A 16,165-nucleotide genomic window follows, 5' to 3' on the forward strand; every position below is an offset into this window, starting at 1 on the left:
ACCACTCTGGAATCAAGGTAGAGCAAGCATTCAAAGACAACGAACCGACTCAGCGGGACTCAAGCCTCAGTAAATTCAACTATGTCATCCCATGCTGAAATCCCGAAGTTGTTTCCGAACAGGTCCTTACCAGTTGTTTGTTGGCGACTTTCCCAACCACGGCGGCGGTTGCCGACAACGCCGAGATCAAACAGGTTCCTGCCGACGGCGTTCGGCGTCCCTGGCATACCACGGACTTGTATTGGAATAGCACGACATCAGTCGACGACGTCCAAGACATCGGCGTTACGTTTACCGTCGATCGCGATGTTCCCGACTCCGTCAATTTGTACATCGCACCGATGGGCGGCCAATATCTGAACAAAATCATGTTCTATGGAGGTATCCAGTCCAATGTCAACGGTTGGCCTTCGCCGACAGATCGACAACGCGTCCACCCAGGCCCCGGAGCCATTTTTTCGCGTTGGGGCGGTGAACCTGTCAGCATTGATGCGGCGAAGCCCGTCGAAGGTGGTCTATGTGAAAGTGCGGGCTACGAAGGCGAGTTCGTCAGCGTCCGCAAACCAATCGTGTGGAAGGCTGGTACCTACACCTGGCAACTACGACGCGAGGAAACCGTGCAAATCAATGACACGCCGCACACCTGGTTTTCCTGCTACCTGACCGATCATGATCGCGACAACGAGCACCGGGTCGGCGCATTGCGGTTTGAAGGCGACACGTTTTCCTTCAACGGTCGCTCGACATCTTTTGTTGAAATCTATGCCACAACCAAAATCCCGCGTTCGGCAGTGCCTCGTGTATCGGTCACGTTTCAGCCGCCGATCATCAACGGAGAGCAAACCACACCGCAGTCCGTGTCGGTTTACCATCCACGCAAAGGTAACAAGGGATCGCCATCGCCAGCGATCGGTCGTGCGACTGCCGTCGATGGGGGCATTCAAGTGGAACTTCATAACGAAGTGCTGACAGGCGATGATGTACCGCCATCTCGCTACACTCTGACTCTTCCGCCGACGAAGTAACCGGCGCATGTACCGTGCGATTGGGGCCGCCCGTTAGGTCTGCGGCAGCGGCCTTTCGATCGGTAACTGCAATCCGGGAACCCCAACTGGCGTGAGCTTTTAGCTTGCGACCGACGAAAGTCGCAAGCTGGAAGCTTACACCATCTTTCAAAATCACTTGGTCTCTCTATCCACCTATCTCGAATTCGCTTGCCGTAAATGCTCCGCCAGTTCCCCGAGTTCTGGGTCATTTCGGAGCTGATTGGTGAGACGGGATAGCTCGGCCGAAGGTCTCCCCATCTCGTGCAACGAACGCAGTGCCGCACCGCGGAGCAAAGGATCTGAATCGTTTTTCGCCACATCCAGGATCAGTCTGCGGATGTTCTGCGAGACGTTGCGAGATTCGCCGCACGCCAGCATCGCGGATATCTTGGCATCCCGATCAGGCGAACCAAGGGCGTGAGCGATCCCACCCATCGCTTCGGCGGGCACCGGCCCCACCGTCAACGCGACTTGGTTTAAGTGCTCGACAATGTCGCCCGACCCCAATGGCGTCTCCGGCGCAGTGTCTTGTTTGCATCCGACCAAGCCAACTACGATGATGAGCAGGGTGGCTCGGGCAATGGAGCTCCGTTTGTTACCGTTCTTGTCCAATTTAGTGATTCCACTGAGTGTTGATTGATTTGATGTTGGCGCCGCAATAGTGAGCCAAGGGCCGTAAGGCGGTTGATTACCCACGAGTTTGCTCCCCCGTGTGCTTGACACACGCCGAAAGCGACGTTTTCAAATTAGAAAACCGCGGTATCGACACAAGTTCCCCTGCTAACTTGTCTGACAGGAAACCAAGTCGATCAACTTTGCTGTCACGCGGGGCAAGCCCGCATGGGAGCGGGGTGAATATTCCAACTTTATCTAATCACAAAACGGAGATTCCTGTCAGACAAGCTGACAGGGGATCCGGTTTTGTGGGTAATGACCAGGGCCGCAAGGACCCCGGCAGCGCCGCCTACCCGGCCGCTTCCGCGTTTTGGCTCGATGACCCGGCAGCCCGTTCAGACGCCTGTGAATCCGGGACGCGACCCGATCCCGAACTCTCGCGTAGCGCGATCACGGACAACACCACCAGCACGATCGGACCGATGGTGAATACGGCGAGACCGGCCACGGAACTATTCAGCCACGGTTCGGTGATCATGTTGCTCGCCGCCGCAATCTCGATCCCGCTCCAAGTCACCACCGCGCCGCTAACGCTGTATCGAAACATCCCGGCCACTGATTTTTGTCGCGTTGTTCGATAGACCATGTACGGTGTGCCGAGCATGATGGCGAGTAACGTGATCGTCAGCATCGCTGTCGAATACCGCGTGATCGAGCTGTCCGCCATCCATAGGACTCCGACATAGCAAAACCAAACGGTCATGAAGAACTGAATCAATATTCGGCCCGCGTAGTTATCCACCCGGCCGCTAGCCGCGACCGATCGCGTCAGCGGCAAATGCTTGCGAAACCAGCGGAACACGACGCATCGGTTCGACTCATGCAGCGTCAGACCGATCAGGACCGGAACGAGAAATAACGCCGACCACTGGATCAGCACGCCACTGCCGTGCACACCGACGACTCGATTCTCCACGACCGCCAAGGCACCCGAGAGCCCCATCCTGCGGCCGGCGACATCGAGTCCGATCTCGATCGCGCCGATCCACAGTGCGTGGCCTGCTAACGCGCCGACCAGCGATTGCAGCCCGCGGTTCTGCATTCGCCCAGCACCCCAGACGACGATCGCCGTTGCCAACGTCAATGCGACCCCCAGTCCCGCCCAGAGTTGTGAAACGGGCAAGACATGCAGTTCATCGACTGACTCGGGAGCGGCCGCCGAGACGAATGCTTCATTCGATTGCCGTTTCTGTGCGAGCGATTGCTCCACCGTTCCATGGCCAACCCAACTCGCTCGCATTCCCTCGTGTTGATACGTCTCGCTGGACACCCGCTGGTCCAACGAGCGAAGGCTGACAAACAATCGGTGGCCCCCGGCGCTGAGCATCAATGCCAGGACCCAAAAGAGAATCGATGCATACCACGCCCGTCGCCGCATCGAGCGAGCCGGCGGCGTGGTTGGCAAACGATCCGTATCCATCGTCTCGGTTAACCTTGTCACTGCGGCATCTCCGTGACTTCGTGGCCATCTCGCGTCGCGATTGCCCGCCATAACGGAAGGTCCACTGACTCAGTAATCATTCGCACACTGCCATCACACATCAACGTATTGACACCACCAGTATGGCGGCTTCGTGCAGCGATCCAACCCGGCGAAAACGAATAGTGAATCATGCAGTCGGGAGAATCGCTGTTGGGCGAAAGATAGGCGTTGAAGAAGCCGCTCAAGTGACTGGTCGATGCCCATCCGCTACCCCGGGTCACGCCAAACGATGTCGCTCCTTGGCAAGCCGATTCAGTCAGGGTGGGCGAGGACCATGGCATGAGTGCCGACCAGTAACTTTCGGTGCGAGGCGGACGCGTCGAGGTTGTGTAGCCGTCACCCTCGTCACCGCCCGGCCCCAGAATGGTTTCTGACATTGCCAGTGTATTGGAGAGGCCGTCGGTGATATCACGCGTTCGCGTGTCCGAGTTAACGAAGAACACGCCGTCGGCTTTCTTATCACCGCCCGCGACCGTGTCCGGTCCCGCCAGCCCACTGCCCAGGCTACTGACGTAGTTCAGTGGCCGGTAACGCAGGTCGAGAACCGTCCCCACGTCACTCGGGCACAGGTACATCGCAATCGCCGTGTCCACCAAATCAACGTGCTCGTCGAGAATCGGGAACGACGGGGGCTCGCCGAGTAGTGGCATGTCTAATCGAAGATCACCGTGCAAAGAATTCTGCTCGATGAACGGCAGCAGATTGGCGAACACGCCCCACCCCCAATGCCCATCGGACCACGTCGGTTGCTCATCCCATGTTTTGCGAATCACGCCCGCAGGGAACTTCTGCTGTGCACTTTCGTGGTTGTGCAGCGCCAAACCGATTTGCTTCAAATTGTTCTGGCACTGCATCCTTCGCGCCGTCTCGCGTGCCGCCTGAACCGCCGGCAGCAACAACCCGACAAGCACGCCGATGATCGCGATCACCACCAATAATTCAATGAGTGTGAAGCCACCCCGTCCCTGACACCCAGCGTCGCCCAACGTTTGCCCGCGTAACCCCTTCGATCGACTAACCAATGGCATTGCGTACCTCCAATCTATCTTCGAGAAACAGGAAGTGTAGCACACGCTACACCGCTTGGCCCGGGAATGTAGCACAGGCTACAGGATGGGCAAGGCCGGGCAAGAGAAAGTTTTGTCTGCGCTCCACGCGGCGCGAAAAGCCATAAGAAACGCCTGCCGAAAACCCCCGCCCAATGGCTGAAGAAAACCGAACCGAATCGCTCCAGATCTGTTCAGCATCTTGGTGTGGCCACGCTTTTCAGGTAAAATTTGTGGTCCACACGGGTCGAGAGAACACCCGACTGATTGCCGATTATTGGATGCCTTTCCCCGTGAGTCCCAGCAAAACGAAGTCAACGAAAGCCCCCAAGTCGTTTTCGGATCCAGAATCGCATGAACGGATTCGAATGGATCACTCCAGCGAGAAGGCGGAGGACTACGTCGAGGCCGTTGCGGAGATTTTGAAAAGCAAAGACGAATGCCGTGTCGTCGACTTGGCCGCGTTCTTTGGCGTCAGTCACGTTACGGTCACGCGAATCGTCAAGCGACTCGTCGGCGAAGGGTTGCTCGAGACAGAACCCTACCGACCGATCCATCTGACCACCAAAGGCAAACGTCTGGCCACCGCGTCGCGAAAACGTCACGAGGTCGTGCACGCGTTCCTATTGGCCATCGGCGTCGACGAGGCCACCGCCGCTCACGACTCCGAAGGTATCGAACACCACGTCAGCCCGATGACCCAACGCTGCCTCGAGAAAGCCACCGCGCAGCTAACACGCTGACAACCACCGCAGTGGACGAGACGACGAGTCCATTCCCCCCCAAGAACTCGCCATCTCCCGTTATCAACCCAAGGGTTTTCCCTACGCCGTAGGCGTTACAGAAAATAGCCGGTGGTTTGAGCGGAAGCGAACACCACCGGATACACCTCACTTCACCCGCCCGGCGAAGCAGGGAGGGTCGGCGATCGAGCCTTCAGCGAGATATCCGGGGAGGGCTGACCGCGCAACAGAAGATCCCAAACAAGCGTATGGTGCTGCCCCTAGCGAAAAAGGGAAATGGTGAGATTGCAAATTGCAAAATCGACATTGCAAAATGCAAATTGCGTATGCGATCTCGAACCGCGCTGCGCTGCAAATGACCAATTTGCATTGTTCAACTTGCAATATCCACCCGAGTGATCTAGTCCCCCACCCTTCACTCTTCCTCACTTCACCCACTCTCTCACTTCACCCGCCCAGCGAAGCAGGGAGGGTCGGCTATCGAGCCTTCAGCGAGATATCCGGGGAGGGCCGACCGCGCAACAGAAGATCCCAAACCAGCGTAGGGTGCTGCCCTAGCGAAAAAGGGAAATGGTGAGATTGCAAATTGCAATATCCACCCCAGTGCTCCAGTCCCCCACCCGTCACCCACTTCCTCACTTCACCCGCCCAGCGAAGCAGGGAGGGTCGGCTATCGAGCCTTCAGCGAGATATCCGGGGAGGGCCGACCGCGCAACAGAAGATCCCAAACCAGCGTATGGTGCTACCCTAGCGAAGAAGGGAATTGGTGAGATTGCAATTTGCAATATCCACCCCAGAGATCTAGTGCCTCGCCCCTTCACTCACCCAACAGAACTTCTCAGCCCTCAACTCCGCCTCCCCGTCCCAGCGATAGGCAACGAGTTTGCCGCCCTTGGCGACGCTATAGTCGGTGCAGGCCACGTTGGCCGCCAGCGGCATGGGGGTGCCTGTGAGCCAGTAGTGACCGACAAAGACCGGCACGGCGCCGGCCGGGTAGGTTTCGACCGCCGCCAGATCGCTACCCTCGATCGCTAGATCCGGTACCTCACCGCTGCCAAGATGATGCTGGCGAAAAGTTCGCCCGGTCCCGTCCTCGTACCACTTGATCCGAGCCGAGTCACGTCGGTGCCCAGCCTTATCGACGATCCAGTATCCAGCGGGCAGTCCCAGTTCGGGCCCTTTGAGCACATTCTCGATCGCCGCATTCAGATCGCTGCCAGCATCCTCGGACATCGCAAGGAATTCGGGCGTGAACCTGCCCACGTTGGCCAACGCTTCGTGGATACAGTCGATATCCCGCGTCTGCCACGACGCGTGAGCCACCCGGATTCCACCGACCTCGATCGCCACCGGCAGCGTTTGGAACCAGCCGATCGCGTCAGCCAGTTCATCAGGCGACATCTGATCCAGCGTCGCCTGATGCTGTCTCAAATTCTTCTGCGAATGAGGCCGAAACCATTCGCTGGTCTTCCCAGACGAGGGATTGCCCGGCCGCCGAGTATGAAACGCGATCGCGTTGTACTCATGATTGCCCATCACCGCCAAAGCATCCCCCGCATCCACCATCGCCCGCGCAATCGCAACCACCTCCCCGATCGCCGGCCCCCGATCAACAAAGTCACCAACAAAAACAACCTTCCGCTCCGCATGCCGATAGCCCCGACCATGCCGCCCATACCCCAGCTCATCCAGCAAAGCCCTCAGCTCGCCAGCATGCCCATGGATGTCCCCGATAATGTCGTAATTCGCCATGCTACACTTCATCGAAGTAATCCGTGTCAATTTTTTTCAGGGTAAAGGTCTGGGAACGTGACACCGCGATGTCATATTCAATCATCAATGCCCCCAAACGCTCACCGTCGATCAAAACCACCTTCTGCGTCACTGCTTCAGCGTATTCGACAGCGGTACGCCGAAAGCTGCTCGTCGTGATGAAGACGCCCTTGCTCGCTTGCTTGCCCGCCAATGCCCCTACGAAAGCTTGGATTTCTTTGCGGCCAATGTTCTCCTGCCAGCGTTTGGCTTGGATATAGATCATATCGAGCCCCAGGCGGTCGTGGCTGATAATACCGTCGATCCCTTCGTCGTTGGACGCCTTGGTCACATTCGCTGCTTCCGCCCGAGAACCTCCGTATCCCATCGCGAACAGCAAATCGACGACAAGCTGTTCAAACTTGTACGGATCCATGCTCCGGACCTGGCTGAGCAATTCTTCTGCTAACTGTGAGTTCAGCTCAGCGGTGAGGTTGGCGATCCGTTCTTCCGGCGTTAGCGTGTCGGAATCGGTCGCCACATCGCTGCTGCTATTCGGCTTGTCCGGGGCCTTCTTGTGGTGCCAACTGAAGTGTTCAGGAAACTGATCGAGGTCCTTCAGTGTCAATGCAGCGGGTTTGCCGGCAAGTGCTTCTTGACCTTGCGGCGTGATCTTCATGACGCCACGTCCGGTGTACTCAATCAGTTGAGCGTGTTTCAGATGCGTCCTCGCCCAGCCAACCCGATTGGCCAGTCTTCGCTGGCTGCCACTGGGCAACACTTCCTCGCGATCCTCCTGCGAGAGTTCCATCTGATCCGCGATCGTGTTGGCAACATCCTTGATAGCATGCTCCTGGCCATCTGAAATCGCGTTCAAAAACGGAACGAACATGGATTGAAAATCGGGAACGGCCATGGTGGTTTTCTAGGTGAGAGTGCTATCTGAGAGAAGAATCTGTTTGGTACTCTGTCGTTCAGATCTACGCGGTTGCGAACATTCGATCTCGAATTTGTTGAACCATTTCGGGCTCTTTGATGAAGCAGTGAGCAAGCGCTCTACGGGGAATGCCAAGCCTCGTTCTGTCAAAATCGATTGCTCTGGACCGACATCGATTCGCAATTAACTGCTAGCGATGTGTCGTGGCAAATGCCAGGATAACTGCATGACCACTAGATCGCAAATTACCGCAATTAGGATTTGACGCATAGTCATCGATACGGTAGTTTAACGAATCCCAGCGTTCGCAGGGTGGGCAGTTTTGGCGTTTCGTTCAACCAATGGGAAGCGAGCAGATGTTGAAAGCGATTGTTCTATTGAGTGGCGGGTTAGACTCAACGACAATGCTTGCGATTGCGAAGTCACGGGGTTTCGCAATTTCGGCCCTTACATTCGCTTACGGGCAACGACACCAGTCTGAGGTCGAGTCGGCGCGGCGAATTGCTGAAGCGTTTGATGTAGGCGATCACACGGTGATTAACATCGACTTGCGAGCGTTCGGTGGTTCTGCTTTGACGGATTCGATCGACGTTCCCAAGGGGAGGACGCTTGATGAGATGAACTCTGCGATTCCGACGACCTATGTGCCAGCTCGCAACACGATCTTTTTGTCGTACGCATTGGCACTGGCTGAGTCGCGAGAGGCATTTGATATTTTCATTGGAGCAAACTCGTTGGACTACAGCGGTTATCCAGACTGTCGACCCGAGTACATCTCAGCTTTCCAAGCGATGGCGAATCTTGCAATGGCACAGGCGGTTAAGTCGGGGCGCAAGCTAACCATTCACGCTCCGCTGATCGACAAGTCCAAGGCTGCGATCGTGCAGGTGGGGGCTGATTTGGGTGTCGATTACGCCTCGACCGTTAGTTGCTACGAAGCGGACAGCAACGGACGCGCATGCGGACGCTGCGACGCGTGTGTTTTGCGACGCCAGGGCTTTGAGCAATGTGGTTTGTCGGATCCGACCCGCTACGTCGATCATGAAATGGTCGGAACATGAAGTACTCCGTCAAAGAAATCTACTACACGCTTCAGGGCGAAGGCGCGAATGCTGGCAAGCCAGCCGTGTTCTGCCGTTTCACGGGATGTAATCTCTGGTCTGGCAGAGAAGAAGATCGCGCGGCAGCTGTCTGCCAATTCTGCGATACCCAGTTTGTTGGTGCCGACGGTCCAGGCGGAGGCGTTTTTCAATCCGCGCTCGAATTGGCATCTGCGGTCGCCGCGATGTGGCCAGAAAGCTGGAATGCAAACAAGCTAGTCGTTTGCACCGGTGGTGAACCGTTGTTGCAACTTGACGAGGCGACGGTTGAAGCTTTGCACGACGAGGGCTTTGAAGTCGCCGTTGAAACCAACGGAACCAGACTACCGCCTCCAGGTATCGATTGGATTTGCGTCAGCCCGAAGGCAAATGCTGAATGCATTCTGCGAACTGGAAACGAACTCAAGCTGGTTTATCCACAGGTTGGTGGTGATCCAGCGAGATACGAAGATTTCGATTTTGATCGTTTCTTCTTGCAGCCGATGGACGGTCTTTCGCAAGAGCAGAACACAAAGCTGGCGGCACAGTATTGTCTCGAACACCCCCGCTGGGAACTCAGTATTCAGACTCACAAATTGATCGGGTTGCCGTAAGGCGGGAGCGATAGCCATGGATCTCTACAAGGAATTCCGATTTGAAGCGGCACACCGTCTGCCGAATGTTCCGGAGGGGCACCAGTGCGCCCGGTTGCACGGGCACTCATTCCGCGTCGAGTTGCACGTGTCGGGGCCAGTCGACGAGCACTTCGGTTGGGTGATCGACTTCGCCGAAGTCAAATCAGCGTTCAAGCCGATTCTCGATCGGCTTGATCATTACTATCTCAACGAGATCGAAGGGCTCGAGAACCCCACCAGCGAAAACATCGCGATTTGGATCTGGCGTCAACTCAAGCCATGCTTGAAGCCGTTATCAAAAGTTGTTGTTTGTGAAACCTGTACTTGCGGATGCTCCTACAGTGGAGAACACGAATGATCGCATCGGCAAAATACCATGAGGCGAGCGTTCGATGAGTATCGTCAACGTCGTCGTCACTTGCACCAAAGAGAAAAGGTACTCCGTGGCTGAAGAATGCCAGTTGCGGAATGTGCCCGGTGATTCCTTGCGGGCCCGATTGAAAGATTGGCAATCGCGGTTGAATCGCAATTGGCGTGACCGAGTCGTTGTCCGTGAACTCTATGCTGGCGACCACTGGGCCAACGTTCGATCTTTCGGGTCCAGTTTCTTCGACATTGACATTTGGGTTTGCTCGGCAGGCTATGGCTTGATTCGGTTTGACGATTCGATCGCTCCCTACGACGCGACGTTCTCCGGCAATCAGCCCGATTCGGTTTCTGCCGGCCTCGCCGATGATGAACGTTCGGCCGCCGCGAAACAATGGTGGGAAACGACATCACGCTGGAAGGCGCACTTTAAAGATCGCCCGCGAAGCCTAGCTGCGTTGATGGCGATGCATCCGAACCGATCAACGCTGATCGTTGCATCAGATACCTACTTGCGAGCCATCGTCGATGATGTTCGCGAAGGAGTCGCCCACTTGCGCGATCCCGACCAACTTGCGATCGTTTGCTCCGGTGCCAAGTCACTCGACGGACTCGACGGAAACCTTGTGCCTTGCGACGCGCGAATGCAGGCCGTCACCGGGGGAGCCCGACGATCGCTCAACACGCGATTAGCGAACAAGATCCTGAGAGAATCAAGGCACCCCCCACGGGCATCGACGTTAGCCGTCCGCTATCGCAAGCTTCTCAAGCAACAACCCGAACTGGAGAAATACGACCGCAAACCACTGACGGACGACCAAGTTCGCCACTTCATTCGTCAAAAATTACGATCGGACGAATCGCTACGCCACACACCGTTGCTTCGTTTGTTGCGTGACGAGAACAAAGCCTGCGAGCAAAAGCGATTCGCATCGCTCTTCAACGAAGTGACGGAGGAACTCAATGGCTAATCGCAAGAACGGCACCAGCACTGTAATTCAGCGACGTGCGCTACGTATCGACCAGGATGTGGATCATCCGCTTTTCATGTTTACGCTCACGAGCGACGAACTCCTGCAAGTCGCTGATATTTCACGTATTTCCCGAGACGAGGGCGGCAGGCTAATCGGCTACCAACGCGCTGATGTTCGCCAGCACGTCCAGAACATCGTCGAGTATCTTGATTCGGACTCGGTAATCTTCCCCAACTCGATCATTCTTGCGCTTTCATCCAGCATTAAGTTTAAGCAAAGCCGCGGTCCATCAACGGATGACGGCTTCTCAAAAGCCGGGACTTTGGAAATCCAATTGCCCACGGGCGACGGACCGAAACCAGCTTGGATCGTTGACGGCCAGCAGCGAGCACTTGCATTGTCGAAATGCAGACGTCGGGACTTTGCCATCCCGGTGAATGCCTTTATTGCTGACGAAGTGGACTTGCAACGAGATCAGTTTCTGCGAGTCAATAGTTCAAAGCCCCTCCCTCGCGGGTTGATCACCGAACTCTTGCCAGAGGTCAGTAGCAACCTGCCAGCCAATCTTGCAGCAAAGAAGATCCCCTCGGCGATTTGCGATTGGCTCAACCGCGAAAAGACATCACCTTTCTTCGGCATTATCCAACGAGCGTCGACGCCTAAAGAGAAAAAGCCGGACACCGTTATTGCTGACAACTCCATCGTCAAGATGGTCGAGGAGAGCCTGTCGCAACCATCTGGCTGCTTGTATCCCTATCGCAATATCTCCACGGGTGAGACGGACTTCGACGGAATCACTTCCTTGCTGGTTGTTTACTGGTCGGCCGTCCGCGACGTGTTCCCGGAAGCCTGGGGAAAACCGCCGACAAAGAGTCGCTTGATGCACGGAGCCGGCATTCGAGCGATGGGCCGATTGATGGATCGAATCATGCCGGTCATCAACCTGAGAGAAAAGACTGCCAACGCCGACACCATCAGAGAGCTAAAGTTTGTCGCACCGATCTGTCGTTGGACCAAGGGAAGCTGGGATGACATGGACGGCATGAAGTGGAATGACGTCAATAACGTGCCTCGGCACATCAACGTACTCAGCAACGTCCTGATCAGAGGTTATCTGCAGGCAAGGGGCAACCGCTAATCATGGAGTTCTTCTTTCCAGATAGCCAAGACCTGGTGGATCCGAGTTTTGACTTCATCACCGAAAAACGCAGCGAAACCAGGATTCGACAAAGAGATGATCTGTACGCGCACGAGATTTACCGGAGACCGCCATACGATGGAATGTTGGTTTCGAAGGCAATTGTAGAAGGAACTGGTGCGGGGACTGGTCGATACACACTCGGCCAGCAGCGTCGATTCTCGGTCGAAGGTGTCAAGGAGTTCCTGAGAATGCCTCCGGGAATGAAGGTGATCGGAGACTGCGGTGCGTTCACCTACGTCAAAGAATCAGTGCCCCCTGTCACTGTTGATGAGGTGATTCGTTTCTACGAGGATGCAGGTTTCGACTACGGCGCATCGGTTGACCACATCATTTTTCAGTACGACTCGGATTGGGATTACAAGTTACCGGGGATGGAAAGGGTTCCGGAGGACTGTATTGAACGCCAAGCCTTGACAATCGAATTGGCGCGAGACTTCATCAAAACGTGCAAGAAAGAAAAGGTCGGCTTTGAGCCAATGGGGATTGTCCAGGGTTGGAGTCCCAAGTCTTACTCGCGAGCGTTCAGTGCCCTGCAGAAAATGGGCTACAAATACATTGCTCTTGGCGGTCTTGTCCCGCTGAAGTCAAATGAAATCGTTGAGATTCTCGAACCGATTTCCCCGAAACTGAAGACGGATACTCGTCTGCATCTATTCGGTGTCTCTCGCCTGGATCACGTGAAGCAATTCGCACAGCATGGTGTTGTCAGTTTCGACAGCACGTCGCCTCTGACACAGGCATTCAAAGAGGACAAAGAAAATTACTACGGCAAAGATCGAAAGTACGCCGCGATTCGCGTCCCTCAAGTTGACATCAATGTCAAGCTGAAAAATAGAATCCTCTCCGGTGAAGTCCGACAGGGTGAAGCGTTTCGACTGGAACGCGAGTGTATGGAAGCGTTGCGACTGTTTGACAAACGCCGCTTTCCTCGGGCTGATTTAATCGAACTACTGATCGAATATCAGTCCCTATTCGGCGGCACTCGGAATTACGCCGCAGAATACGAAACGACGTTGCGAGAGCGGCCTTGGAAAGAGTGCAAGTGCAACGTTTGCCAAGAACTCGGAATCAATGTTGTGATCTTTCGTGGTGCCGAACGAAACCGGCGGAGAGGATTCCACAACGTCTACGTAACACATAACCGCCTCAAGAGAATTCGCAGTCGCATCGCGGTTGCTTAGCACGCAAGGAACAACAAGTATGCCAACTGCCACAACCCAAAAACGCACGACCGCAAAGAGCAAACCAGCAAAGGCAAAGGTGCTCAAACTCGCGGCGATTGAAGTCAAGCAAGGTAAAAACCGAAAACTGTACAGTTTCGCGGTCGACGGGAAAAGCTTGCATGATTTCTGTACGATTTCCAGAGTCAGTCGGCACGGCGATGAAGGTCTCGAAGGATACCAACGTCCCGAGGTGATGGCGCACATCAACCAGATCCGTGACTACCTTGAGTCGGAAAACCCTTTACTTCCAAATGCGATAGTGGTTGCATTTGACGACACGGTGAAATTCAAACCGACCCCAGGGAAGGCGGGGACAGATTCGCCGTTCAGTCGCTCGGGCGTGCTGGAAATTCCGATTGACGAATCAGTCGCCGAAGAAGACAAGCCAGGATGGATTGTCGATGGTCAGCAGCGATCCGCTGCTTTGCGTGATGCTCGGGTCTCCGGTTTTCCCGTTTGCGTGATTGGTTTCTTGGCGGAGGGACTCGAAGAGCAACGTCAGCAATTCATACTGGTCAATGCAACGAAACCGCTTCCTAAAGGGTTGATCTATGAACTTCTTCCATCGACTGGGGGAAAACTACCGGTTGCACTGCAACGGCGCCGACATCCAGCATTGATCTCTGAGCGAATGAATTTCGACGACGATTCACCGTTGCACGGAATGATCCGAACGCCAACAAACGGAACGGGGGTCGTAGCAGACAATACAATTTTGAAAATGCTGGAAAACAGCCTGACGGACGGCGTGCTCTACCTCTACACCGATATTGAAGACCAGCTAGAGTTGCTGAAACAGTTTTGGTCTGCAGTCGCGGAAGTATTCCCCGAGGCCTGGGGGTTGTTGCCAAGGAAGTCACGACTGATGCACGGTGCCGGATTCATTTCAATGGGATTCTTGATGGACACCATCGCCGACCGCAACCGGAAGAAAAAGAAGCTCACCAAACAATTGTTCAAAAAAGAACTCATGCCTTTGAAGGACGTTTGCAATTGGACGGAGGGCGAATGGGACTTTGACGGTGGCAACACACTGAAGTGGAACGAAGTCCAAAACGTCCCGCGTCACATTCAGATGCTCTCAAGCCACCTCCTCGGCATGTACCGCGAATTGGTGTGGAAGAAGTAGCTATTCATCGAAAAGCCTTAGCCCCTAATCAAAGGTGTCAAAACCGAACGGGGATTGGTCTAGACAGATCGACAAGGACTATAAGTCAGGAAAACTGTGGCAATACCAACTGTCTCGAATTGGTGCGTGATTGTCACACCAAACACTCAAGTTCCCGTAAGCCCAGGCGACTCCTAAGTTCTTTCGCCCAACTAATAATATGCCATCTTTCGACGTAGCAGCGCACTCATCGTGTTCGCACGAACGTGTTTTATATGTCGTCCAAAACGCCATGCGTCGGATCGTAGACGCCCTGTTCTTTGGTCGAAGGTGGTTTGCACAAAACACAAAACCATCCTCCTGCACACCTAAGCGGTCACTCTTGACAATATTACATTCTTTGCAGAGTACTTCCATGCGGGTTTGATTTGCCGCTATGTAAAACGGTTCAACGTGGTCGAGTTGCATTTCAGATATCGGTTCAAGTTCCTCGGCAAACCGGGGCATCCGTCGTCGGACGTGACTCTTCAACGGGATCCCACATGCCGCACAACGCCAACCCTGGCCTTTCAGGAGATCTCGAATCGAAGCTTCTGGTGTGTCAGACGTTCCGTTCTTTTCGACGTTTTCTGCGTCGGTAATCCTGGCTTCCAGATCGACCAGTTGGTTGACGACAGACTGAAATGCCCCGTTCTGCTGGTCACCAATACGAAGCAGTTCGGCCATTCGTTTCGTCATAATCCGCGTCCGCTCATTGAAATTTCTTGCAGTGGTTCTTCTCAGTAACCACATTATTGTGCGTTCACGTACCATCGCACATAAGTCATTTCGAATTTCGTCGACGGGAGCACCGAGCCCCCCATAAACACCAAGCATTTCATCGACAGACTCAAACGCCGTGCCCGATAGAACGTCAAGGATCGCCGTCAGCTTATCAGTATCGCTCATTGTTCTACGAAGCATTCCAGAATTTGTGGTTCGCCTTGATGTCGTCAAAAGGCTGCCTCTCATGAAGCAGAATCAAGAACTGTTTCACCAAATCATCCCGGACGTCCTTCGATGCATCAAACCCTGCGAAATTCAACGTAGTGAAAAAGTCGGGATCGATACGGCCGACAAGAACTTTTATTCGTTGTTGAAACTTTGAGATCTTGAGCTCTTTCTTTAGGGTCGTCATCTCACGGGCGATATCACTCTTAAGGTCAGACCGCCACTTTTCCAATATCGCCGACTGGAGCAATCCAAGAACCGTAACACGCAACAGCAGTCGGCGTGTTCTGTCGGTGTTCGTTGATCCGGTTGGCCAGTCCTCTTTAGTTTCAGGCCAAAGTCGTGGTGTAAAGTTCTCGCTAACTGGAGTCCAAAACGCGTCAAAATACTTAAACCAGAGATCCCTCTGCCAGAATTCGCAACGTTCCCGAGCATTCGCCCCCTTACAAACGGAACCGAACACGTCGTCAAAGTTCCAAGACTGGTCTTCCAGAGGGGGTTCTTCTCGGAATTTAGTGGCACGCATTTTCCGGCATCAGATCGAGTTTGCCGCAGTAAAACAGAATCCTGAGTCGGTAGTTGGCGAAGGAACGAAAGCCTCTTGCGGCTGACTTGATGGATTGAATCTTGCTATTGAATCCCTCGGCCAACCCATTAGTGACATGATGCCGAAAGTAGCTCAGCAGTCCAGGCAGATGCCTCTTGAGCATCCGCGCGACCTTCTTGATTGGCTCCAAGCGACTGCGAATCGCCCAGCCGTACCAAGAACGGAAGAACTCCCCCGCCGTGCCTGAATTCTCACTCAGCCAGAAGTGACGAAAGTTCTCTTTGATAGCCCAAGCACGGCCCGTTTGAAGATCACTTTTCTGAAGGATCTGCATCTCGACCTGACCGTCCTCATCGAGAT

17 protein-coding genes are annotated in these 16,165 nt (G+C 54.7%); 9 read left to right on the forward strand and 8 right to left on the reverse strand.

Translation table 11 applies throughout. The features are described 5' to 3' along the window. Positions 1-140: 140 nt before the first annotated feature. Entirely contained in the window at positions 141-1,025 is an 885-nt protein-coding gene (locus tag CA85_RS23965; protein ID WP_146394141.1) for a DUF3472 domain-containing protein, read from the forward strand. 174 nt (positions 1,026-1,199) lie between these two features. Here the strand turns inward: CA85_RS23965 and CA85_RS23970 are convergent, their stop codons facing one another. From CA85_RS23970 to CA85_RS23980, 3 genes are all read right to left on the reverse strand, one after another. Next, entirely contained in the window at positions 1,200-1,658 is a 459-nt protein-coding gene (locus CA85_RS23970; RefSeq protein WP_146394143.1) for a hypothetical protein, read from the reverse strand. 352 nt (positions 1,659-2,010) lie between these two features. Continuing rightward, positions 2,011-3,162: a hypothetical protein gene (locus CA85_RS23975; RefSeq protein ID WP_146394145.1), complete on the reverse strand. Its 1,152-nt coding sequence runs from the start codon at positions 3,160-3,162 to the stop codon at positions 2,011-2,013. After that, positions 3,159-4,232, reverse strand: coding sequence for a DUF1559 domain-containing protein (locus CA85_RS23980; RefSeq protein WP_146394146.1), 1,074 nt, complete (start codon positions 4,230-4,232; stop codon positions 3,159-3,161). The genes CA85_RS23975 and CA85_RS23980 overlap by 4 nt, the downstream gene beginning before the upstream one ends. Before the next feature lie 299 nt (positions 4,233-4,531). Between CA85_RS23980 and mntR the strand changes: the two genes are divergently transcribed. After that, a complete protein-coding gene (mntR, locus tag CA85_RS23985; RefSeq protein ID WP_146394148.1) occupies positions 4,532-4,993 on the forward strand; it encodes a manganese-binding transcriptional regulator MntR in 462 nt (153 codons plus the stop codon). An 801-nt stretch (positions 4,994-5,794) separates the two neighbouring features. Here the strand turns inward: mntR and CA85_RS23990 are convergent. Beyond that, complete coding sequence (locus CA85_RS23990) at positions 5,795-6,745, reverse strand: metallophosphoesterase (protein ID WP_146394150.1); 951 nt, start codon at positions 6,743-6,745, stop codon at positions 5,795-5,797. A gap of 1 nt (position 6,746) precedes the next feature. Next, positions 6,747-7,661: a restriction endonuclease gene (locus tag CA85_RS23995; RefSeq protein WP_146394153.1), complete on the reverse strand. Its 915-nt coding sequence runs from the start codon at positions 7,659-7,661 to the stop codon at positions 6,747-6,749. A gap of 377 nt (positions 7,662-8,038) precedes the next feature. Here CA85_RS23995 and queC point away from each other — a divergent pair, with 377 nt between their 5' ends. Genes queC through dbpB (CA85_RS24030) form a run of 7 tightly spaced genes read left to right on the forward strand, consistent with a single transcriptional unit; the run spans position 8,039 to position 14,289 of the window. Next, positions 8,039-8,743, forward strand: a complete 705-nt coding sequence (queC, locus tag CA85_RS24000; protein ID WP_146394155.1) for a 7-cyano-7-deazaguanine synthase QueC — start codon at positions 8,039-8,041, stop codon at positions 8,741-8,743. Then, positions 8,740-9,375: a 7-carboxy-7-deazaguanine synthase gene (queE, locus tag CA85_RS24005; RefSeq protein ID WP_146394157.1), complete on the forward strand. Its 636-nt coding sequence runs from the start codon at positions 8,740-8,742 to the stop codon at positions 9,373-9,375. The genes queC and queE overlap by 4 nt, the downstream gene beginning before the upstream one ends. Before the next feature lie 16 nt (positions 9,376-9,391). Continuing rightward, a complete protein-coding gene (gene queD / locus CA85_RS24010; RefSeq protein WP_146394159.1) occupies positions 9,392-9,754 on the forward strand; it encodes a 6-carboxytetrahydropterin synthase QueD in 363 nt (120 codons plus the stop codon). 34 nt (positions 9,755-9,788) lie between these two features. Then, positions 9,789-10,733 carry a hypothetical protein gene (locus CA85_RS24015; RefSeq protein WP_146394161.1) on the forward strand — a complete coding sequence of 315 codons (945 nt, stop codon included), beginning with the start codon at positions 9,789-9,791 and terminating at the stop codon, positions 10,731-10,733. Then, entirely contained in the window at positions 10,726-11,874 is a 1,149-nt protein-coding gene (gene dbpB, locus CA85_RS24020) for a DGQHR domain-containing protein DpdB (protein WP_146394163.1), read from the forward strand. The genes CA85_RS24015 and dbpB (CA85_RS24020) overlap by 8 nt, the downstream gene beginning before the upstream one ends. A 2-nt stretch (positions 11,875-11,876) precedes the next feature. Further along, a complete protein-coding gene (dpdA, locus tag CA85_RS24025; RefSeq protein WP_146394165.1) occupies positions 11,877-13,118 on the forward strand; it encodes a tRNA-guanine transglycosylase DpdA in 1,242 nt (413 codons plus the stop codon). Between the two features lie 19 nt (positions 13,119-13,137). Further along, positions 13,138-14,289 (forward strand): DGQHR domain-containing protein DpdB, encoded by a 1,152-nt coding sequence (dbpB, locus tag CA85_RS24030; RefSeq protein WP_146394167.1) that lies wholly within the window; start codon positions 13,138-13,140, stop codon positions 14,287-14,289. A 78-nt stretch (positions 14,290-14,367) separates the two neighbouring features. Here dbpB (CA85_RS24030) and CA85_RS24035 read toward each other — a convergent pair whose 3' ends face one another. The 3 genes from CA85_RS24035 to CA85_RS24045 all read right to left on the reverse strand — a co-directional run. Continuing rightward, positions 14,368-15,216 (reverse strand): hypothetical protein, encoded by an 849-nt coding sequence (locus CA85_RS24035; protein WP_146394169.1) that lies wholly within the window; start codon positions 15,214-15,216, stop codon positions 14,368-14,370. Between the two features lie 4 nt (positions 15,217-15,220). Continuing rightward, the gene (locus CA85_RS24040; protein ID WP_146394171.1) at positions 15,221-15,784 is read right to left on the reverse strand and encodes a hypothetical protein; all 564 of its coding nucleotides are present in this window, start codon (positions 15,782-15,784) and stop codon (positions 15,221-15,223) included. Next, positions 15,771-16,165 (reverse strand): transposase (locus tag CA85_RS24045; protein WP_146394173.1); only part of this gene is annotated, 395 nt, incomplete at its 5' end. The genes CA85_RS24045 and CA85_RS24040, both read right to left, overlap by 14 nt.

Source organism: Allorhodopirellula solitaria, from assembly GCF_007859855.1.
GTDB lineage: Bacteria > Planctomycetota > Planctomycetia > Pirellulales > Pirellulaceae > Rhodopirellula > Rhodopirellula solitaria.